The organism is Bacteroides mediterraneensis (assembly GCF_025993685.1).
In the GTDB taxonomy this organism is placed as follows: domain Bacteria; phylum Bacteroidota; class Bacteroidia; order Bacteroidales; family Bacteroidaceae; genus Phocaeicola; species Phocaeicola mediterraneensis_A.
Genome location: NZ_DAJPEN010000001.1, coordinates 3,111,982 through 3,133,632, shown reverse-complemented (window position 1 = coordinate 3,133,632; position 21,651 = coordinate 3,111,982). Strand labels below are relative to the sequence as shown.

The 21,651-nt window shown below is 48.0% G+C and carries 19 protein-coding genes; 5 read left to right on the top strand and 14 right to left on the bottom strand.

Annotation, left to right across the window (positions count from 1 at the left end; genetic code table 11):
* The first annotated feature begins 3 nt into the window (after window positions 1-3).
* On the top strand, window positions 4-1,026 hold the full coding sequence (locus OIM59_RS13510; RefSeq protein ID WP_303897182.1) for an AI-2E family transporter: 1,023 nt from the start codon (window positions 4-6) through the stop codon (window positions 1,024-1,026).
* Here the strand turns inward: OIM59_RS13510 and miaA are convergent.
* The 9 genes from miaA to OIM59_RS13465 form a co-directional block, all read right to left on the bottom strand.
* A complete protein-coding gene (miaA, locus tag OIM59_RS13505; RefSeq protein WP_299171211.1) occupies window positions 1,013-1,924 on the bottom strand; it encodes a tRNA (adenosine(37)-N6)-dimethylallyltransferase MiaA in 912 nt (303 codons plus the stop codon). The two genes, OIM59_RS13510 and miaA, sit on opposite strands and share 14 nt — an antisense overlap.
* 96 nt (window positions 1,925-2,020) lie before the next feature.
* A complete protein-coding gene (locus OIM59_RS13500) occupies window positions 2,021-2,578 on the bottom strand; it encodes a hypothetical protein (RefSeq protein ID WP_072543410.1) in 558 nt (185 codons plus the stop codon).
* Window positions 2,579-2,622: 44 nt separating this feature from the next.
* Window positions 2,623-3,390 (bottom strand): acyl-ACP--UDP-N-acetylglucosamine O-acyltransferase, encoded by a 768-nt coding sequence (gene lpxA / locus OIM59_RS13495; protein WP_299171214.1) that lies wholly within the window; start codon window positions 3,388-3,390, stop codon window positions 2,623-2,625.
* Window position 3,391: 1 nt separating this feature from the next.
* Complete coding sequence (locus OIM59_RS13490) at window positions 3,392-4,777, bottom strand: bifunctional UDP-3-O-[3-hydroxymyristoyl] N-acetylglucosamine deacetylase/3-hydroxyacyl-ACP dehydratase (RefSeq protein WP_299171217.1); 1,386 nt, start codon at window positions 4,775-4,777, stop codon at window positions 3,392-3,394.
* Window positions 4,778-4,781: 4 nt separating this feature from the next.
* Entirely contained in the window at window positions 4,782-5,822 is a 1,041-nt protein-coding gene (gene lpxD, locus OIM59_RS13485; protein WP_299171220.1) for a UDP-3-O-(3-hydroxymyristoyl)glucosamine N-acyltransferase, read from the bottom strand.
* A gap of 293 nt (window positions 5,823-6,115) precedes the next feature.
* On the bottom strand, window positions 6,116-6,940 hold the full coding sequence (pyrF, locus tag OIM59_RS13480) for an orotidine-5'-phosphate decarboxylase (protein WP_299171223.1): 825 nt from the start codon (window positions 6,938-6,940) through the stop codon (window positions 6,116-6,118).
* A gap of 33 nt (window positions 6,941-6,973) precedes the next feature.
* A complete protein-coding gene (prfA, locus tag OIM59_RS13475; protein ID WP_072543406.1) occupies window positions 6,974-8,083 on the bottom strand; it encodes a peptide chain release factor 1 in 1,110 nt (369 codons plus the stop codon).
* A gap of 336 nt (window positions 8,084-8,419) precedes the next feature.
* Entirely contained in the window at window positions 8,420-9,589 is a 1,170-nt protein-coding gene (locus OIM59_RS13470) for an AIR synthase-related protein (RefSeq protein WP_299171237.1), read from the bottom strand.
* Window positions 9,590-9,675: 86 nt separating this feature from the next.
* Window positions 9,676-11,331 (bottom strand): glycoside hydrolase family 10 protein, encoded by a 1,656-nt coding sequence (locus tag OIM59_RS13465; RefSeq protein ID WP_299171240.1) that lies wholly within the window; start codon window positions 11,329-11,331, stop codon window positions 9,676-9,678.
* Between the two features lie 246 nt (window positions 11,332-11,577).
* On the opposite strand from OIM59_RS13465, the gene OIM59_RS13460 reads away from it, so the two are divergent.
* From OIM59_RS13460 to OIM59_RS13450, 3 genes are all read left to right on the top strand, one after another.
* The gene (locus OIM59_RS13460; RefSeq protein WP_299171243.1) at window positions 11,578-13,008 is read left to right on the top strand and encodes a carbon starvation protein A; all 1,431 of its coding nucleotides are present in this window, start codon (window positions 11,578-11,580) and stop codon (window positions 13,006-13,008) included.
* Between the two features lie 68 nt (window positions 13,009-13,076).
* A complete protein-coding gene (locus OIM59_RS13455) occupies window positions 13,077-14,318 on the top strand; it encodes a hypothetical protein (RefSeq protein ID WP_299171245.1) in 1,242 nt (413 codons plus the stop codon).
* Window positions 14,319-14,492: 174 nt separating this feature from the next.
* Window positions 14,493-14,972, top strand: coding sequence for an Lrp/AsnC family transcriptional regulator (locus OIM59_RS13450; protein ID WP_022354822.1), 480 nt, complete (start codon window positions 14,493-14,495; stop codon window positions 14,970-14,972).
* A 10-nt stretch (window positions 14,973-14,982) separates the two neighbouring features.
* On the opposite strand, the gene OIM59_RS13445 is transcribed toward OIM59_RS13450, so the two are convergent.
* Both OIM59_RS13445 and OIM59_RS13440 read right to left on the bottom strand, forming a co-directional pair.
* A complete protein-coding gene (locus tag OIM59_RS13445; protein WP_303897177.1) occupies window positions 14,983-15,477 on the bottom strand; it encodes a dihydrofolate reductase in 495 nt (164 codons plus the stop codon).
* 20 nt (window positions 15,478-15,497) lie between these two features.
* The gene (locus tag OIM59_RS13440; protein WP_299171250.1) at window positions 15,498-16,292 is read right to left on the bottom strand and encodes a thymidylate synthase; all 795 of its coding nucleotides are present in this window, start codon (window positions 16,290-16,292) and stop codon (window positions 15,498-15,500) included.
* A 78-nt stretch (window positions 16,293-16,370) separates the two neighbouring features.
* On the opposite strand from OIM59_RS13440, the gene OIM59_RS13435 reads away from it, so the two are divergent.
* Window positions 16,371-17,783, top strand: coding sequence for an rRNA cytosine-C5-methyltransferase (locus OIM59_RS13435; RefSeq protein ID WP_299171253.1), 1,413 nt, complete (start codon window positions 16,371-16,373; stop codon window positions 17,781-17,783).
* A gap of 132 nt (window positions 17,784-17,915) precedes the next feature.
* On the opposite strand, the gene OIM59_RS13430 is transcribed toward OIM59_RS13435, so the two are convergent.
* From OIM59_RS13430 to OIM59_RS13420, 3 genes are read right to left on the bottom strand one after another with little or no spacing between them, the layout of a single operon-like run.
* On the bottom strand, window positions 17,916-19,265 hold the full coding sequence (locus OIM59_RS13430) for a TolC family protein (protein WP_299171256.1): 1,350 nt from the start codon (window positions 19,263-19,265) through the stop codon (window positions 17,916-17,918).
* Between the two features lie 3 nt (window positions 19,266-19,268).
* Entirely contained in the window at window positions 19,269-20,366 is a 1,098-nt protein-coding gene (locus OIM59_RS13425) for an efflux RND transporter periplasmic adaptor subunit (protein ID WP_299171259.1), read from the bottom strand.
* Window positions 20,367-20,404: 38 nt separating this feature from the next.
* Window positions 20,405-21,649, bottom strand: coding sequence for an ABC transporter permease (locus OIM59_RS13420; protein WP_299171261.1), 1,245 nt, complete (start codon window positions 21,647-21,649; stop codon window positions 20,405-20,407).
* Window positions 21,650-21,651 lie beyond the last annotated feature (2 nt).

Here is a 21,651-nt window from a genome sequence, read left to right as displayed (position 1 = left end):
CTTATGAAGGAAAGATATTGGAAATATTCACTGATTGTGTTTATCCTTGGACTGGGGTACCTGTTATTCCGTCAGGCGCAGCCTTTCATGAACGGTATTTTGGGAGGATTTACGCTTTACCTGCTGTTGCGTAACTTTACCTTCTGGCTTCAGACAAAAATGAAGCGGGCGCTGGCTGTGTGGCTGGTGACTATCGTAGTTACGCTGTTCATCCTAGTACCGCTTTCCTTGTTTGCATGGGCTTTGGTGAGCCAGGTTTCACAAATGCATTTTGATACGGAGGCCATTATCCGGCCGATGTGGGAGGTGGTGGACTTTATCAAGGACCGGACTGGTTTTGATGTGATGTCGGAAAAAAGTCTTTCTTTCTTGGTGTCACAGGCTTCTTCCATCGGGCAGTCGGTGATGAGTGGCGTCAGTGACTTGCTGGTCAACTTGTGCGTAGCGATCATGTTGATGTTTTTTATGCTGTATGAAGGGAAGAGCATGGAACATTATATCTCTACGTTGCTTCCCTTTAAGGCCGAAAATAAGGTTGAGGTGTTGAAGAAGGTGCAGCTGATGGTTCGTTCCAATGCCATCGGCATTCCGTTGCTGGCCATTATCCAAGGATTTATCTCATTGGGGGGCTACCTGATTTGCGATGCGCCTAATCCGTTTCTGAGTGCCATGCTGACGGCATTTGCTTCGGTGATTCCGATTGTCGGAACAGTTCTGGTTTGGGGACCGATTACGGTCTATTTTCTGGTGGTCGGCAATTGGGTAAGTGCTTTGATGATGCTGGGATACGGGGCGATTATCGTGTCACAGTGTGACAATCTGATTCGCTTCCTGTTGCAGAAGAAGATGGCCGATGTGCATCCGTTGATTACTATTTTCGGGGTGGTGGCCGGTCTTCCTCTGTTCGGTTTTATGGGCATCATCTTCGGACCGCTGCTGGTGTCTCTTTTCCTTCTGTTCGTGGATATGTTCCGGAAAGAGTTTTTGTTGGAAGGTGAGGATGGCTCAGGAGTCAGTCAAGGTTAATCCGGCTGTCCAGAAACTGCATGATTTCTTCTTTCTGGTCGGGATGGAACCAGGTGATTTCCGTATCTCTCTTGAACCAGGTCATTTGTTTCCGCGAATAAATCCGTGAATTCTGTTTGATTTTCTCAATGGCGAAGGGGAGCTCCCATTCTCCATCCAGGTACTTGAAAATTTCCTTGTAGCCTACGGTGTTCAAGGAGTTGAGGTGCTTGTAAGGGTACACGCGTCGGGCTTCTTCCAGCAGTCCTTCTTTCATCATTTCGTCCACGCGTTGGTTGATGCGCTGGTAAAGTTCCTCTCGGTTGCGTGTCAGGCCGATTTTGATGATGTGGAAGGGACGCTCTTTTTGTGTGCGGGTGCGGAAAGAAGTGTAGGTCTTTCCGGTCATGTAGCAGATTTCCAGTGCATGAATCACTCTTTTGGGGTTTTTCAGGTCTACAATGCGGTAGTATTCAGGGTCGAGCACCCGTAATTCAGCGCAGAGTGGTTCCAGTCCTTCTGTCTCGTAGCGGTGTATCATCAGGTCTCTGGTTTCTTTATCTACGGTGGGAATATCGTCAATGCCCTTGCAGACTGCATCGACATACATCATGGAACCTCCTGTCATGACGACTACCGGATGGGTCTGGAACAGTTCTTCCAGCTTTTTCAGCGCTTCTGTCTCATATTGTGCCGCACTGTAATAGTCGGTCAGTTCCAGTGTCCCGACGAAATGGTGGGGGACTCTCGACAGCTGTGCGGGAGTGGGGGCGGCGGTCCCGATTTTCAGGTCTTTGTATAATTGTCGGGAGTCTGAGGAAATGATTGAGGTATGAAACCGTTCGGCGACAGAAAGGCTCAATTCGGTCTTGCCTACACCTGTAGGACCGATGAGTACGATAAGGACGGGCTTTTTCATGAGCAGTTTGTATTGACAGAAAAAAGAAATGTCATTCTGAACCCTCGTCCAGGATGACATTCTTGTGATATAAATGAGTATGGAAAAAGCGGAAGGTTAGTATTTGTCTTCGTCGTAAGGATTTCCGCTTCCTTCGTTGATGTCGAATCCTTCCGGATCAAAATCTTCCATGTCGTAATCCTGGTCTCCGTAGAAGTTTTCATCCAGGTCGAGTGCGGCATTGGTATTCATCTGCTCGTCAAAGTCGATGGTCTGTTTAGGAGCTTCTCCACTTTTACGGGAACATACTGCCTTGTCCAAATCCTTTCCTGTGATGATTTCAGATAGTTCAATGAAAAAGACGCGTTCGGCTAAGGGATCGAAGACATACAGAAGTTTTTGTTTTTCGTCTTCCAGCAGTTCACTGAGGCGGGTATCTTTCATCACGTAGGTATCTTCCTCAGAACTTCCTGTACCCATGTCTTCAAGTGTGATTTCGGTTTCCTTCTCCCAGTCGTCGTCGCAGATAAAGAAGGAAGTCATTTGGTCGTCCTTATATCCTGTTGACTTCAAGATAGCTTCGTGCAGGTCATAGAAGGAAGCTTCAGAGTCGATCTTGATTTCTCTCAGGAAATCATCGACTTCGTCAGATATGATTCTAAATTTATATACCATTTTTGTTTGTCTTTGGTTGATGTGGTAAATATACAAAATCTTTTTTATCGGATGATGCCTCGTTGCGAGTTTTCCACAAATGAGATGATGTATTCTATTTCTTTGCTCATCGGCACTTCTTTGCGGATTTCTTCCAGCGCATCGGATACGATTTTTCCACTGTTGTAAATGATACGATACGCGTTATGAATGTTTTCAATCAGTTCATTGGAAAATCCTCTGCGTCTTAGTCCGACAATGTTGATGCCACAATAAGCAATCGGGTCGCGTCCGGCAATGATGAACGGTGGGATATCCTTGCTGAAACGGCAGCCTCCCTGAATCATCACGTATCCGCCTACACGGCAGAACTGGTGCATCAGTACGGAAGCACTTACGATGGCATTGTCGTCAATGATGACCTCTCCTGCCATTTTGGTCTGGTTACCGATGATGCATCCGCTTCCTACAAGTGTGTCATGGGCTACGTGCACCCCTTCCATCAGCAGGTTGTTGTTACCTACGATGGTTTTACCTTTGGCGGCTGTTCCCCGGTTGATAGTCACGTTTTCCCGGATGGTATTGTTGTCACCGATTTCTGCGGTAGTCTCTTCTCCGTGGAATTTCAGGTCTTGGGGAATCGCACCGATTACAGCACCTGGAAAAATCCGGTTCCCGTTTCCAATCCGGGAGCCATATAAGATATTGGCATTGGGCATAATGACATTGTTGTCTCCAATGACCACATTCTTGTCAATAAAAACAAATGGACCTATTTCTACGTTTTCTCCGATTTTAGCTTCGGGGTCTATATATGCTAGAGGGCTGATCATGTTACTTGTTTTTTACAATTTGTGCCATAAATTCAGCTTCGCAGACAATTTTTTCTCCCACGAAAATATATCCTTTCATGGTGGATATGCCGCGGCGAATGGGCGCCATCAGTTCAACTCTGAAAATCAGGGTATCTCCCGGCACAACTTTTTGGCGGAATTTTACATTATCTATTTTCAGAAAATAAGTAGAATATCTTTCGGGCTCATCTACTGAGTTGAGCACCAGCAATCCTCCTACTTGGGCCATCGCTTCTATTTGCAGGACGCCAGGCATCACCGGTTCTTGGGGAAAATGTCCCTGGAAGAACGGTTCATTGGAAGTGACATTTTTGATGCCGACAATGTAATTGGCACCAATGGCTATCACTTTGTCGACCAGCTGGAACGGATAGCGGTGAGGGAGTAGTTCGCGGATACGGTTTACATCCATCAGGGGTTCCTCGTTGCAGTTATAGATTGGAGCCTGAATTTCGTGCAGGCGGATTTCCTTGCGCAACTGACGGGCAAATTTGTTGTTGATGGTGTGTCCCGGGCGGGTGGCAATAATGCGTCCTTTAATGGGCTTTCCCACAAGGGCTAAATCACCGATGATGTCCAGCAGCTTATGGCGGGCAGGTTCGTTAGGCCATACCAATGGAATATGGTTGATATATCCCAAATGACTGGCATCCATGTGGGGAACTCCCATCACATCGGCCAGTTTGTCGAAGTTTTCTTGTGTCATCTGCCTTTCATAGATGACGATGGCATTGTCCAAGTCCCCTCCTTTAATCAGTCCGGCATTCAGCAGGGGCTCAATTTCACGGACGAACACAAAAGTACGTGCTGAAGCGATTTCTGTGGGAAAGTCTCCCATGTTCTCCAACGTAGCATATTGGTTGGTCAGGATTTTAGAGTCGTAAGATATAAGTGTATTTACGCTGAACTTGTCATCTGGGAGTACAATGATGGATGAACCCGTTTCTTCGTCACGGAATTCAATTTTGGACTTAATGATGTAATAGTCTTTCGGAGCAGCTTGTTCTTCGATGCCTACTCGCTTGATACATTCCACATAGGCTTTGGCACTACCGTCCAGAATTGGAAATTCCGGTCCGTCTACCTGAATCAAGCAGTTGTCGATGCCGGCTGCATACAACGCGGCCAGTGCATGTTCTACTGTACTAACTTTCACCCCGTTTTTTGCTAAAACTGTTCCGCGGGTAGTGTCCACTACATTTTCTGCTACAGCATCCAGTATGGGCTGGTCATCCAAATCGATTCGCTGTATTTTATACCCGTGGTGCTCTGGGGCAGGATTGAACGTAACGGTAAGTTTTACCCCCGTGTGGAGTCCTTTGCCATTGAGTGAAAAGCTGCCTTTTAAGGTTTGTTGTTTCAACATGGGCTTATTTATTTAGTTGTTTTTTTAATTCTTCGATTTCTTTCTGCAGACGTCCAAGTTCCACGTACATGTCCGGAAGCTTTTTGTAAATTGCTGCGGAACGTGCAAACTGTTTCGGGTCGATGGCTGGATATCCCATCAGGGTAGAATGGGATTTGGTGTTCCCTGGAATGCCTGATTGGGCGCCTACGGTTACATGGTCTCCCACTTTGATGTGTCCGGCTACACCTACCTGACCACCGAACATGCACCATTCTCCCACTTTGGCCGATCCGGCAATTCCTACTTGGGAAGCCATTACGGTATTTTTCCCGATTTCCACATTGTGAGCCACCTGGATTAAATTGTCCAGCTTGACTCCTTGGTGCACAAGGGTGGCTCCCATTGTAGCGCGGTCTATACAGGTGTTGGCACCGATTTCTACATTGTCTTCAATGATGACGATGCCGATTTGGGGGATTTTTTCGTATCCTTCTGGGGCAGGAGCGAATCCAAATCCATCGGCGCCGATAACTGCTCCTGCGTGCAGGATACAGTTGTTGCCAATTCTACAGTCCTGATAAATTGTTACGTGGGGATAAAGTATAGTATTGGCACCGATTTTCGCATTGCTCCCTATCGTTGCTTGCGAATGTATATACGCATTATCGCCGATTTCGGCTCCTTCTTCAATGCAGACAAAAGGGCCGATATAGACATCTTTTCCTATCTTTACATTTTCAGCAATGGAGGCTAACGAACTGATACCTTTCTTTTTAGGAATACTCATTTCATAGAGAGTCATTAATTTCGCCAAGCTTTCATACGCATCATCTACTTTGATTAAAGTGGCTTTGATTTCATGCTCCGGATGAAAATCCTTGTTTACCAATACGATGGTCGATTGTGTTTCGTATATGTAATGGGTGTATTTGGGATTGGATAGAAAGGATAATGCTCCTGGTACTCCTTCTTCTATTTTAGCGAAGGTATGTACTTTGGCATTTTCATCTCCAACGATGATTCCCTGGATGTATTCCGCAATTTGTTTAGCTGAGAACTCCATATTTGATAATCTTTTGTTCCTTTGTTTTCCTGGTTGTTTTTCAAATCTTTGTTGCTTGAAAAAGCATACTTACTACTTAATTATGCAAATTACGTGTTTTTTTTTTATATATCCGTGAAAAAAGCCAATTATTTGCCGGAAATGCCCTTTGATTTTTGTGTATGGGCTCAAAAATATGCCTGAATTAGGACTTTTTATATTGAATTTAGAATAAAAAAGAAGCATAAAAGCCTTCTGAAAATAGTGGCTTTTATGCTTCTTATGGTATAGTGGAAAATTTGCTTTTTGCTAAGTTATAGGATGGCTGCCAGTTGTTTCTCCATTTGTTGCTGTACTTTCTGTGCTTCTTCTCCTGCTGCTTTGGCGAAATTCTCAGTTTTATCCGCATAGATGATGGCACGGCTTGAATTGACAATCAGCCCACATTCCTTGGTCATGCCATATTTGCAGACTTCTTCCAGTGAACCACCCTGCGCGCCGATTCCCGGAACCAGCAGGAAGTGGTTGGGGACGATTTTACGGATGTCCTCAAACATACGTCCCTGAGTGGCACCTACCACGTACATCATGTTCTGGTCGTTGGCCCATTCCTGTGATTTGCGTAACACTTTTTCAAAGAGACGTTCGCCTTCTTTGTCTTCCGTAAGCTGGAAATCATGTGAGCCTTTGTTGGAAGTCAGTGCCAGCAGGATGACCCATTTGCCTTCATAGGTGAGGAACGGAGTCACACTGTCTTCACCCATGTAGGGAGCTACAGTGACAGAGTCGATGTTCAGTTCTTCAAAGAAAGTGCGGGCATACATGGCCGAGGTGTTACCGATATCGCCACGTTTGGCATCGGCGATGATGAACTGGTCAGGATAGTTTTTTTTGATGTATTCCACAGTCTTTTCAAACGCAATCCATCCTTTTACGCCCATGCTTTCATAGAAGGCCAAATTGGGTTTATAGGCGATACAGTAAGGGGCAGTAGCATCGATGATAGCTTTATTGAATGTGAAAATCGGGTCTTCTTCTTTCAGGAGGTGTTCCGGAATTTTCTTGATGTCGGTATCCAGTCCTACACACAAAAAAGATTTTTTCTTTTTGATGTTTTCAAATAATTCCTGTTTGTTCATAATGTTTTTATGATTAATGGTAATAATGTGACTTTATAATTCGCTCTCTTTCAGTCGTTCTGCATTTTCGGCCACAATCAGGTGGTCGATGCAATCCTGGATGTCGCCATCCATGAAAGCCGCCAGGTTGTAGATGGTGTAGTTGATGCGATGGTCGGTGATACGTCCCTGAGGATAGTTGTACGTACGGATTTTGGCCGAACGGTCACCCGTGCTCACCATGGTCTTTCGTTTGGAAGCGATGTCATCGATGTATTTCTGGTGTTCCTTGTCGTAGATGAAGGTACGCAGACGGCTCAGGGCGCGTTCCTTGTTCTTCGGTTGGTCGCGGGTTTCCGTACACTCGATGAGGATTTCTTCCACGATACCCGTGTTCGGATTCTTCCAGTTGTAACGCAGGCGGACCCCCGATTCTACTTTGTTTACGTTCTGGCCTCCGGCACCTCCGCTTCGGAAAGTATCCCATTTGATTTCACCTTCGTTGATTTCTACGTCAAAGGGTTCAGCTTCGGGCAGTACGGCAACCGAGGCAGCTGATGTATGAACACGTCCCTGAGTTTCAGTTGCAGGAACCCGTTGCACGCGGTGTACGCCTGATTCATATTTCAAAGTACCATATACCTTGTCTCCGGTAACGGAGCAGATGATTTCCTTGAAACCTCCGGCAGCACCTTCGTTGGCACTGGATACTTCCAGTTTCCAGCCTTTGCGTTCGCAGTATTTGGAGTACATGCGGAATAAATCGCCGGCAAAGATGGCGGCTTCATCTCCTCCCGTACCTCCACGGATTTCCAGGATGGCATTGCGGTCATCTTGCGGGTCGGCTGGTACCAGCAACAGTTTGATTTCTTCTTCCAGCTGGGGAATACGGGCTTCACAGGCAGCCGCTTCTTCGCGGGCCATCTCCTTCATTTCCGGGTCGCTTTCAGCCATCATTATTTTGGCCTCCTCCAGTCCGTTGAGGCATTGCAAATATTCCTTGCGGGCATTCATCAGGTCGCCCAGTTCCTTATATTCTTTGGTCAGTTTGACGTACCGTTTCTGGTCGGCTATCACATTCGGGTCTGTAATGAGTGTAGAGACCTCTTCAAAACGTGAAACCAAACCGTCTAATTTTTCCAGTAATGTATTGTTTTCTGCCATTCTAATGGAATGCTTATACAGTTGAGTGATGAGATTGGTCTTGGCTTACCATAACCTGTCATAGGCCATTCAGGTAAAGAAAACCAACAATATGAAACCAAGCAAGACGAGCGGCAAGTCTCTTCGGGTTTTCCATTTAAACTCTTTAGTCCCAAAGTATTTCCCAAATACAAAGGAAATGACAAAACCCGGGAGTCCAAAACTTATCATTTTGAGAAAAGGAGCGTCCATTTCAATGCCAAAATAGAAAAAGACAACCCATACAACGAGTAATCCGATGCCGATAAGACATCCTTGTTTTTCTTGCGGTTTCATACAATCGTAAGAAGTAGCTGGTTAATATTTGAATTCTCCGAATTCAGAACGGATAATCAGTTCTTTGTGGTCGCTTTCTTCGATGCGTCCGATAATCTGGGCATCGATGTTGAACGATTTGCTGATTTCAATTACCTGCTCTGCATGCTCCGGTGACAGGTAGACTTCCAGACGGTGTCCCATGTTGAACACTTTGTACATTTCGTCCCATTCGGTACCGCTCTGTTCCTTGATGGTGCGGAACAAAGGAGGCACAGGGAAGAGGTTGTCTTTGATGACCCGGCAGTTGTCGCCTACGAAGTGCAGTACTTTTGTCTGGGCACCGCCTGAGCAGTGAACCATACCGTGGATTTGCGGACGCAGGGCATCCAGCAGTTTCTTGACTACCGGAGCATAAGTACGGGTTGGAGACAGCACCAGTTTGCCGGCATCCAGCGGAGAACCTTCTACTGCATCTGTCAGCTTCAGTTTGCCACTGTAAACCAGTTCTTCAGGCACTGCGTGGTCATAGCTTTCCGGATATTTCTCTGCCAGGTATTTGCTGAACACATCATGACGGGCACTGGTCAGTCCGTTGCTGCCCATACCGCCGTTGTATTCTTTCTCATAAGTTGCCTGACCGTAAGAAGCCAGACCCACAATCACATCCCCCGGACGGATATTGGCGTTGTTGATGACATCCGCACGTTTCATACGGCAGGTCACCGTGCTGTCCACGATGATGGTGCGGACCAAGTCGCCTACATCAGCGGTTTCTCCACCAGTAGCATATACACCGACGCCCATTTCGCGGAGTTCGGCCAGCAGTTCGTCCGTGCCGTTGATGATGGCTGAAATCACTTCACCCGGTACAAGCAGCTTGTTGCGTCCGATGGTAGAAGATACCAAGATATTGTCTACCGCACCCACGCACAACAAGTCATCAATGTTCATAATCAGTGCATCCTGTGCGATGCCCTTCCATACAGACAAGTCGCCGGTTTCTTTCCAGTATAAATACGCCAGTGAGGATTTTGTACCGGCTCCGTCGGCATGCATGATGTTGCAGTATTCTGGGTCACCTCCCAGAATATCAGGGATAATTTTACAGAATGCGTTCGGGAAAATACCTTTGTCAATGTTCTTGATGGCGTTGTGTACATCTTCTTTCGATGCAGATACGCCGCGCTGCATGTATCGTTGATTGCTCATGAGTATAGTAAGTTTGTTTGTTTCAATTGAATGTGCAAATTTAGTGATTATTCCTTTTATTACCATGCGTTTCGGAATAAAATACATCAGAACACGGTGATACCTGCTGGGGTGATGCTTCCATCGGGTGCCAGCAGACTTAACCGGAAAAATCCTTTGCCGATTTTGCGGGGAATGTCTTTTTCCGGCTGGGTGGTCCGGAGGATTTCAATTCCTGTCGCCTCACTGACAATCAGGGTATACCCTTTGGGTAATACGGGCAGCCGTCCATATAATATGGTAGGCTCGTCTTTTGAAGGAACATTCAGGGCCAGCGGGGGACTTTCGACTCCAAAACGGTTGACGGCTGTAACCGCCCAGTAGATATTTCCTTTTTGTGAGGTGCCGGAGATGAAGGTGTACCGGCAGCTGTCCGTTCGGGTAATGACCAGATTTCGGGCATTCTCAATATCTACAGGATAAGCGTCAGAGGTATAAATGCGATAGTAGATACCTCCAGGCTGGTTTTCGGCCCCTTCCCAACTCATTTGGATGTGATTCCCTTGCACGGTGAGAGAAGGTTGAGTGGGTTGTGAAGGAAGGGGCGTTTTTGTCCACCGCATGGGAGGGACGACAGCCGGGTAGGCATAAAAGTTTTCTTTCAACTCATCCAGAATTCCTTTGGTATTGCTGAGTACGAATTTATTGCGGAAATAGGCCTGTCCGTCCAATCCGATTTTTCGGGAGAAATAAATCTGGCGGATGATTTCATCGATTTTCCAATCCTGTTCTTTAGGATGCAGGAAATAAATTCCCAATCCCGGAATAATCCATCGGTCGTTCTTGTTTTCTTTCCAGTCGAGGGCGAAGGGATAAAAATGATTTCCTTGAAAATACATCATCGGGAAAAGGGCATCCTGAATACCCTCGTTCAACCATTTCTGCGCATCCTGGTAAACGGTTTCATAGGCATTCCATCCGAAGGAAGAGTACCGCTGGGTATCGTTGAATTTGCCGATGGGAGAACTGCTCACTTTTACCCAGGGCTTCAACCGTTTGACTTCCGTGTAAATCCGCCGGACAATATGTGTAATGTTGTCTCTTCTCCATTGCTTCAGTTCCTGTTTTTTCCCGTATTTGCGGAAAGTGTCCTTGTCGGGAAACTTTTCACCTTGTTCCGGATAGCGGATATAGTCCAGATGGATACCGTCCACATCGTAGCGTGAGACGATTTCCTTGGCTATCTGGCAGAGGTATTCGGCCGTGCCGGGATTTCCGGGGTCAAGATACCAGCTGCCGTTGAACAGCTTGCAGAGCTTGGGCTGTTTTTTGACAACGCAGTCTTTCCCTAACAGGCCGACTTGCCGTTTGTTGCCGATAGGGATACATACCAGCCATGCATGGAGTTCCAGTCCTCGCTTATGACATTCTTCGACGGCAAATTGTAAAGGGTCATATCCGGGGTTCTTTCCCGTATGTCCGGTCAGGCTTTCGGCAAATGTTTCATAGGCCGAAGGATACATTACGTCTCCCCGAAGCCGGGTTTGAAAAAGTACGGTATTGAAGTGAGCCGCCTGTAAGGCATCCAACTGCCGGATGAGTTCATTCTTTTGTGCTTCAATGCCTTGTGGCGAATTGGCCTTGCGGGCAGGCCAGTCCATTCCTCCTAGCGTGGTCAGCCAGGTGGCCCGGATTTCTTCTTTAGGCTGTGCTTGTATAAAGAGGGAACAGCTTATAAATAACAAACTGATGAGTATTCGCATGTTGGATTCAAAATTTGCGCAAATATACACAAAGCTGGTTGCAGAGACAAATTGAAAATAGAGTTTTCGATGGTAGGGTATATACTAGCTGTATGGCATCAATCTTGTTTGACCGTAGGAGATTGGACACGTTCAAGTTGTTTCCCAGAATGAAATGTGATTTGATGATTAAAATTATCTTTTTATGGCGTCTGTTTTCTTCTTTTTATTACTTTTGCGGCAAAATAAGAGATAAATCGAAAATCTATGGTCACATTTACTATCGCATTGGTTTTACTGGTGGTAGGATATTGGGTTTATGGAAAATACATCGACACGTTGTTTGCACCTGATTCCGCCCGAAAAACTCCGGCATTGACCTTGACGGACGGAGTTGATTTCATTCCACTTCCTACGTGGAAAATCTTTATGATTCAGTTCTTGAACATTGCCGGCTTAGGTCCTATTTTCGGGGCTATCATGGGCGCACAGTTTGGCACGGCTTCTTACTTATGGATTGTGTTCGGTACGATTTTTGCCGGTGCGGTCCACGATTTTCTGTCCGGCACCTTGTCATTGCGGCACAAAGGGGAAAGCTTGCCGGAAATTATCGGCCGTTATCTGGGGGTAAGGACGAAAAATGTAGTTTGTGTATTCACTGTGTTGCTGATGATTCTGGTGGGGGCCGTATTTGTATCGGGTCCTGCAGAACTGTTGGCTGGAATGACGCCTGCTTCCTTGAATGTGTATTTCTGGGTGGTAGTCATCTTCTTGTATTACATTCTGGCCACCATGCTTCCTATCGACAAGATTATCGGTCGGATATATCCATTGTTTGCATTTGCCCTGTTGTTCATGGCAGTAGGAATTCTGGTCATGCTATATGTGAAAAGTCCGTCTCTTCCGGAGATATGGGACGGATTTGGAACCAAGTATGAGGAAAATCCCATATTCCCGATGATGTTCATTTCCATTGCCTGTGGAGCCATCAGCGGTTTCCATGCCACTCAATCACCCTTGATGGCACGTTGCATTACCAATGAGAAACATTGTCGTCCGGTGTTTTACGGGGCGATGGTGACCGAAGGTATTGTGGCTTTGATTTGGGCAGCCGCTGCGACGTATTTCTTTCAGGAAAACGGCATCGTAGACAAGGTGACAGGAGTGGCTTATTCAGGAGCCAAGGTAGCCACTGACATTTCCAAGGACTGGTTGGGCACCTTCGGAGGTATCCTGGCCATTCTGGGAATCGTGGCAGCTCCGATTACGAGTGGCGATACGGCTCTCCGCTCGGCCCGTCTGATTGTGGCCGATTTCTTCCATGTGGAGCAGCGTTCCATCGGAAAGCGTCTGGCCATCAGTATTCCGATTTTTCTGGTCACCGTAGGATTGTTGGTCTACAGTTTTGGCGATGCGGAAGGTTTCAAGATAATCTGGCGGTATTTTGCCTGGTGTAACCAGACTTTATCTGTCTTTACGCTATGGGCTATTACCGCCTATCTGGTGGGGGCCCGGAAAAACTACTGGGTGACCTTGGTGCCTGCCCTGTTCATGACATGTGTCTGCTCCACTTATTTGTTTATTGCCCCCGAAGGTTTCTCGTTGGGAAGCGAAGTCTCCTATGCCATTGGAGGAGGCTGTACGTTGGTAGCAGCGGTGTGGTTCGTGTGCTGGTTCCGCCGGGTACGTTCCTTGTAGGAATTTGTTTGGCTGTTCAACAGATTATGGCTACTTTTGCAGCCGGTAAAGGATAAAAGTGAAATCAAATGAAAAAACAATTCTTTTTGATGTGGGCCATGGCCGTTGTTTCGACGGGAGTAATGGCTCAGAAGAAAGATTTTGGCTATAAGTTTTATGGCCAGGTACGTACAGACTTGTTTTATAACAGCCGTTCCAATTCGGAGACAGTGGATGGACTTTTTTATATGTATCCCAAGGATGTGGCTCCCGATGCGGATGGAAAGGATTTGAATGCAAAGCCCGATGGCAATTTCTATACCTTATATACCAGATTGGGGGTGGATGTGACTGGGCCGATGTGGGGAAAGGCTAAGACTTCGGCAAAGGTAGAGATAGACTTCCGCGGTTCAGGAACCACTTATTCTCTGATTCGTATTCGTCACGCTTATTTTAATCTGGATTGGGGAAAATCTGCGTTACTGGTAGGACAGACCTGGCATCCTTTGTATGGAGATGTGTCGCCCGATATCTTAAACCTGAATATGGGAGCTCCTTATCAGCCTTTCAGCCGTGCGCCTCAAGTGCGCTACCGTTTGACGGAAAAACATTTCGTGCTGACGGCTGCTGCCGTATGGCAGTCGCAGTATCTGTCGGTCGGTCCGTCTTCCAACCAGGCAGGTGCGACGACTACTCAGAAGAACCAGAGTTTCATCAAGAACGGATGTACGCCGGAATTTTATCTGGGGATGGATTATAAACGCCCGGGTTTATTGGCTGGAGCAGGCGTACATGTGTCTTCCATCACTCCTCGTACGCAGTCGGAATATGATGGAAAAACCTACAAGGTGAGCGAACGTATTACGGGAGTTTCTGCCGAGGCACATGTGAAGTATACACACCAGCGTTTCCTGCTGGCTGCCAAGAGTGTGCTGGGCTCCAACCTTACACAGGCCAGTACCATCGGAGGTTATGGCATTACTTCCACTGATTCCCGTACCGGGGAACAGGAATATACGCCGGTGCGCGTTTCTCATACTTGGTTGAATATGATGTATGGAAGTACCTTCCGTGGCGGAATCTTTGCCGGATATCTGAAAAACTTGGGTGCATCGAAAGAAGTGACCGGAGTGCTGGGTACTGGAACTGATATTGACCAGTTGAATACTTTAGGTGCCGAATTCACTTATAACCGTCCAAACTGGAAAATCGGAGCCGAATATACCTGGACAGGTGCCTGGTATGGAGATTATACTGCAAAGGCCCGCGTGACCGATACGCATTTGGTAAAAAATAACCGTATTGTATTCACTGCCTTGTTTCAGTTCTGAGACAGGATACGTCTGCTGTCCGCTGAATGTGGCGGTTGGGACATGAAAAGTGTAAGTTGAAGATAAGTCCTTGTATTTCTACAAATTTCATGTTAAAAATCAAGTAAAGGTTATAAATATTGAGATAGTATGAAGAAAAAGTATTACCTTTGCATAAATACAAAAACATAGAAGATGGGACATCATCAATTAGACACCTTAGACGAACAAATCCTGCGCATGATTGCAGGCAACGCACGTATTCCTTTTTTGGAAGTAGCACGTGCTTGTAATGTATCGGGAGCCGCTATTCATCAGCGAATTCAAAAGTTGACGAACCTGGGAATTCTGAAAGGTTCAGAATTTATCATTGATCCGGAAAAGATAGGCTATGAAACTTGTGCCTACATCGGTTTGTATTTAAAAGATCCGGAACAGTTTGATTCCGTCACGGAGGCATTGAAGCACATTCCGGAAGTCGTGGAATGTCATTTCACCACCGGGCAGTACGACTTGTTTATCAAAATTTATGCGAAGAACAATCATCACCTGCTGGAAATCATTCATGACAAACTTCAGCCGCTGGGCCTGTCACGTTCGGAAACAATCATTTCTTTCCGTGAAGCCATCAAACGCCAGATGCCAATCATGGACCTGGCGAATGACGATGATTGATGCGTGACACTTATTTTTGTGTACGTTCGTAGTTAACGAAACTATAGGAGTAGAGATGCTTTTCGTCTGTCGGATGGCATTCTCTACTTTTTTCTTGCCATACATGGCGGTCTATTTCCGGGAAGAAAGTGTCGGCGGGCACTTGGTCGTCTTTCACTTCTGTCAGATAGAGGCGGTCGGCCAGCGGGAGGGCCTCCATGTAGAGCATGGCTCCTCCGATGATGAAGACTTCTTCTTCCTCTTTGCAGGATTTCAAGGCTTCTTCCAGCGAGTGGAAACATTCCGCTCCTTCAAAATGCAAATCCTTTTTGCTCAACACGACGTTTCTCCGGTTAGGCAGGGCGCCTTTGGGGAGGGATTCAAAGGTATGCCGTCCCATCAGAATGGTATGGCCTGTGGTGAGTGCCTTGAAGCGTTTCAAGTCATTGGGCAGCCAGTAAAGCAACTTGTTCTGGTAGCCGATACCTCGTTTCTGATTGATGGCGGCGATGATGGATAAGGTCATATTTTGTTCTTTATGATTGGTTATACAGATACTTTTCCAGCGATATGTGGCCACGGGTCGTAGTTCTCCAGCTGGAAATCTTCGTACTGGAAGCTGAAGATATCTTTTACGTCCGGATTGATTTTCATGGTAGGCAGCGGACGGGGAGTACGTGTCAGCTGGAGGTCCACTTGCTCCAGGTGGTTCAAGTAGATGTGGGCATCTCCGAGCGTATGGATGAAGTCACCCGCTTTCAGTTCGGTCACCTGTGCCATCATCTGCAGCAGCAGGGCATAGGAGGCGATGTTGAACGGTACGCCCAGAAAGGTGTCCGCACTGCGCTGGTACATTTGCAGGCTCAGTCGGCCGTTGGCCACATAGAACTGAAAAAACGCGTGGCACGGGGGAAGGTTCATGTGGTTCAAGTCGCCCACGTTCCAGGCACTGACGATGATGCGCCGGGAATCGGGATTGTGCTTGATGGTTTCCACCGCTTCCGAAATCTGGTCGATGAACGTACCGTCGTAGCCGGGCCAGGAGCGCCACTGGTAGCCGTAGATATGGCCTAGGTCTCCGTTTTCATCGGCCCATTCGTTCCAGATTCTGACGCCATGTTCTTGCAGGTATTTCACGTTGGTATCCCCTTTGAGGAACCACAACAGTTCGTAGATGATGGATTTCAGGTGAAGTTTTTTGGTTGTGACGAGCGGGAAGCCGTCTTCCAGGTTGAAGCGCATCTGGTGGCCGAACACGCTGAGGGTGCCTGTGCCGGTACGGTCGTCTTTGCGTACGCCTTCCGTACGGATGCGGTGCAACAAGTCAAGATATTGTTTCATGATTGGATTTTTTTGTTTTTGCAAAGGTAGCTAATTTTTTTTATTTTTGCTGGCGTAACATAATTGCTTAGCTTCATCATGAATTTACCCTCTGATTTTGTCACTCGCACATGTCGGCTGATGGGGGATGCCGACTTTTCTGCGTTGGAGGAAGCCTTGGAAAAGGAGACTCCGGTCAGCATCCGTATCAATCAGGATAAATGTATGTTTGTTCCTGTGGACAGCACACCAGTGCCCTGGTGTCCGGAAGGATACTACTTGTCCGGCAGGCCGGCGTTCACGTTCGACCCGTTGTTTCACGCCGGATGTTATTACGTGCAGGAGGCATCGTCCATGTTTTTGGCCCAGGCACTCCGGCAATACGTGCAGGAACCGGCCGTAATGCTCGATTTGTGTGCGGCTCCCGGAGGAAAATCCACACTGGCCCGGTCGGTGTTGCCCGAAGGCAGTCTGCTGGTGGCCAATGAAGTGATGCGCAACCGTTCGCAGGTACTGGCTGAGAATCTGGTCAAATGGGGAAATCCGGAGGTGATGGTAACGAACAACGACCCGGCGGATTTTACGGAACTGGGTCCTCTTTTCGATGTGGTGCTGACCGATGTACCTTGTTCGGGAGAAGGAATGTTCCGCAAGGATGAAGTGGCAGTACAGGAATGGAGTATCGCTAACGTGGATACGTGCTGGCAGCGGCAGCGTCGGATTCTGCGTGATATATGGCCTTGTCTGAAGACCGGAGGATTGCTGGTGTACAGCACTTGCACGTACAACCGGGAAGAGAATGAAGACAATGTGGCCTGGATTGCACGGGAGCTTGGCGCAGAGGTGCTGCCTCTTGAAGTGAAGCCGGAATGGCATATTACCGGAAATCTGACCGAACATACATTTCCGGTTTATCGTTTCTTGCCGCACAAGACGACGGGGGAAGGATTGTTTCTGGCTGTCTTGCGGAAAACGTCGGAAGAAGACCGGGAATGTGCACGGGTGAAGCCGGCGGGCAAGTCTCCCAAAAAAGGAAAAGGAGGAAAGACACCGGTGTTGCAGGTGTCGCGAGAGGTGCAGGCGTGGATACACGGAGCGGAAGGTTACGGGTTCAGCGTGGAAGAGATGGAAGCGGTGGCTTTTCCCATGGCTCATAAACCCCTTTATGAGTTGCTGAAAAGTCGGCTTAAGGTGCTGCATGCCGGTGTCACGTTAGGAGAATGGAAGGGGAAGGACTGGCAGCCTTCGCATACACTGGCCATGAGTACGGCATTCCGGAAAGAGGCTTTTCCGACAGCGGAACTGACTTATGAACAGGCTGTGGCTTATTTGCGGAAAGAGGCGGTGACACTTTCACCGGAGGTACCGAAAGGATATGTGGTGCTGGCTTATCGCGGACAGGCATTGGGTTTTGCTAAAAATATCGGCAACCGAGCCAATAATCTGTATCCCCAGGAATGGAGAATCCGGAGCGGATATTTGCCGGAAATTCGCCCCGATTTATTCGTTTGAAAAACGCAAGTGCGTTTAGACTAAAACGCAAGTACGTTTTGAGCCAAACGCCTAAGCGTTTTAAGTAAAACGCACTTGCGTTTTTTCTGCAACGTTCAGGCATTTGGCTCTTGTTTTATAATTCGCTGTAAACTAGCGTGATTCGGCGTCTTTCAATGTAAGTGGAATGCCTTGGTAGAAATCCAGAATCTTGGTTCGGAACAGGTAGTCGTATTTTGCCTGCACACAGTCGGACACGGCTTTCATCCAGTTGGTGCGGGCTTCATTGTATTCCGTGGCGTTGGCTTTTCCGTTGGCATATTTTTCTTTCATGAGTTTGAAAGAGGCTTCTGCCGCTTCGTCGGCTACCTGACTGCTCTGGTATTTGCTTTCCGCATTGACGGCATTGTAATAGGCTTGCTGTATCTCCTTGTAGAGTGCCTTTTTACTTTCCTCCAGTTGCCAGTTCAGGGTGGTTTGTTCCAGGCGTGCCGTGCGGACCCGGTTACGGGTACTCAGTCGGTTGAAGATGGGGATGCTCAACGAAAGTCCCACGTATTGGCTGAAATTGTCCTTCAGCTGGGAATGGAAACTGGCATTGTCTCTGCCCGACATCTTGTAGTAGCTGGTACCCAGTCCGGCACCGAAACTGAGTTGGGGATAATAGGCACTTTGGGCGATGCGGATGTTGCGGGCCGCGCCTTGCAAGCGATACTGTGCCGCCTTGATGGAAGGCTTGATGAGTAGCGCCTGATTGTAGATGTCGGTCGGAGAGGTCAGCGTGCCGAACAGTTGTTCGGGCTGGATGTCGGGACTGACAATCTGGAAATTATCCGGCGAAGGCAGTTCCAGCAGTTGGCTGAGGTCGAGCAGGGACAAGCGATAGTCGTTCTCGGTCTGTACCAGTGAAAGCTGGTCTTGTGCCACGCGCGACTTGGCCTCGTACAATTCCGATTCAGAGGCTTTCCCGTTTTGGAAATAGGCTTCTTTCTGGGTCAGCATTTCCTGGCTCAGTTCCACTTGCTGTCGGGCTATTTTCACCAGTTCCTCGTTGAAGAGCACTTGCAGGTAGGCCGAGGTCACCTGGATGCTGATATCCTCTTTGGCCTTGTTCAAGTCTTCCGTGGCTGCTTGGAGGTTCAGTTTGGAAAGGGCAATGTTATTCGGAATCTGCATGCCGGTGAACAAGGGTACACTGGTGCTCAGGTTGAAGCCCGTGTTCTGGGTGTTGATACTCTGGTAGGTGTTGTTGGCCTGGAGGCTTCGTCCGAAGTTGAACGAGTGGGACGCACTACCGTTCAGGTCGGGCAGACGGCTCCATTTGGCGGTGTTCAGTTCCACTTCGCTTTTGTCGCGGGCAGCCTCCTGCTGTTTGACGGTCAGGTTGTGGGCGATGGCATACTCGATGCAGCGGGTCAAATCCCATGCTTCCTCTGCTTGGCTGGCACCTGTGGCCAGGAGGCCGAAACTCAGTACGGCCAGTTGTTTCAAGTTGATTCTCATGGCTTACATTTCTTTTTTGAGTCCTCGGATAGCTTCATCGGGTTTCAGCCCGCTCTTAATCTCGATATTTACTCCGTCACTGATGCCGGTCTGTACCTGGCGGCGGATAAATTTCTGTGTGGGTACACTGTCGGTCAGTACATAGACAAAGGTAGAATCCCCACTGAACTCAATGGCACTTTCCGGTACGGTCAGTGCGTGGTTGGCCCGTTGGAGTTCGATTTCCGCATTGGCGCTGTAGCCGGAGCGGATGGTCACGCTGTCGGGCACGGTGATGGCCGCCTTGATTTCAAACTGGTTGGCTCCGTTGTTTTCCACGCTTTTCGGAGAAATGTATTCCAGTACGGCATCGAATTTCATGTTCTGCAAGGCTCCCAGCGTGATTTTGACAGGGATGCCTTCGCGGATACGTCCCACTTCCGTTTCGTCCACATTGCCGCGGAAGATGAGGTCGCTCATATCGGCTACAGTAGCGATGGTGGTACCGTCGTTGAACGTGTTACTCATGATGACGGAGTTACCCACTTTGATGGGCACATCCAGAATCAGTCCGTCGATGGTGGAACGGATCAGGGTGCTGCTGAAGGAGGCACTGCTCTTGGTGATTCCTTCTTTTACGATTTGCAGGTTGTCTTTGGCTGCCTGCAATTCTTCGCGGGCTTGTTTGGCGGCCAGCAGCGTCTTTTCGTATTCTTCGCTGCTCACCAGCTTGCTCTTATAGAGTTTTTCCATGCGTTCCAAATCCGTTTCTGCCTGTCGTCCGTTGATTTCGGCCAGACGGACACGGCTTTCAGCCGAATTGAGCGAACCCAGTTCGGGGATGACTTTGACCTTGGCGATGATTTCGCCTTTCTTCACCGTTTCGCCGGCTTCCTTGTACACTTCCGAAATGATGCCGGAAATTTGCGGCTTGATTTGTACTTCGTCGCGCGGTTCAATCTTTCCAGTGGCTACGGTGGTTTGCACCAAATCCGTGGTCTGTGAATGGAGGATTTCGTAAGCCGTGTCTTTCGGCTGCGATTTCTGATACAGGAACACGAAGGTCCCGATAAAAATCAGTGCGATCAGCACCAGTGAGATGATTTTGATGTACTTTTTCATAATGAACTTTGGTTTTTTTGTTTGTTTTGTGGCTTTATTTATTCGTCGCGTATGGCTTCAATGGGTTTGATGCTCATGGCCCGGTAGGCAGGAGCCAGTCCGGCCAGCAGCCCTAATACGAGCAAGAGGGCGCAGGCACCGATGGCTTCCCAGAAACTGATTTGGAACTCGGTGGGTGCAGTAGGGGTGGAAGTGCCCATTTCTGTCAGGTTCAGGAGGAAGACGGCAAAGGTAATGCCGGCCATGCCTGCCAGAATGGTCAATACCATGCTTTCCGACAGAATCTGTGACAGGATATCGTTGGGACGGGCACCGATGGCGCGTCGGATACCGATTTCGGTGGTCCGTTCCTTGACGGTGACCATCATGATGTTGCTCACTCCGATGGCACCGGCCAGCAATGTGCCGAGGCCGACCATCCAGCCTAGGATTTTGATACCTGAAAACAAGTTGTCTACCATGCTGAACATGGCTTCTGCATTGACCAGAATCACGGCCTGTCCGTCGTCGGGGTGAATCAGATGGGCATTTTTAATCACCTGTTCCACTTTCTTCTCTACCTCTCCAATGGAATAGCCTTTACGGGCCGTATAACAGAGCAGCTGTACTTTCTGGCCGAAGTTGTAGTTCTGCTGCATGGTGGTGAACGGGATGATGACCGAGGTTTCCGACTGTCCTTGTATGGAAATGTTTCCTACGGCCATGCTGACCCCGATAATCCGGTAGTAGATGCCGTTTACCTCGATAAACTTTCCGCAGGGGTCTTCTCCTCCCGGGAACAGGCTCTCGTAGATACGTTTCCCGATGACACACACTTTCCGTTGGTCGCGGATGTCGATGTCGTTGATGAAACGTCCGAACACGATGTTTGGTTCTTCAATCTTCTGGTATTCGGGATACAGGCCTTTCAGGGTTCCTGAGATTTTATTCTCATTGTAAATGGCATTGATGCCCCATTTGGCCAGGGTGGCAGTCACGGTTTCCAGCTCGTTGACTTGTTTCCGGACCCGTTCCACATCTTTGTTTTCCAAATCCCAGTATCTTCCCTGCTGGAATCCTTTATAGGCCTTGCTGGTTTTGTTGGCACCCAGAAAACCGGAGTTGGTGGCAAAACCTTCAAATTGGCGTGACAGCAGCTGTTGAAGGCCTTTGGCCCCTCCCATCAGGGCAATCAGCATGAATACCCCCCAGAAGATACCGAAGGCCGTCAGGAAACTTCTGGTTTTGTTGCGGGTGATGGTGAGAAGAATTTCTTCCCATGTATCTAAATCAAATCGTCTCATGA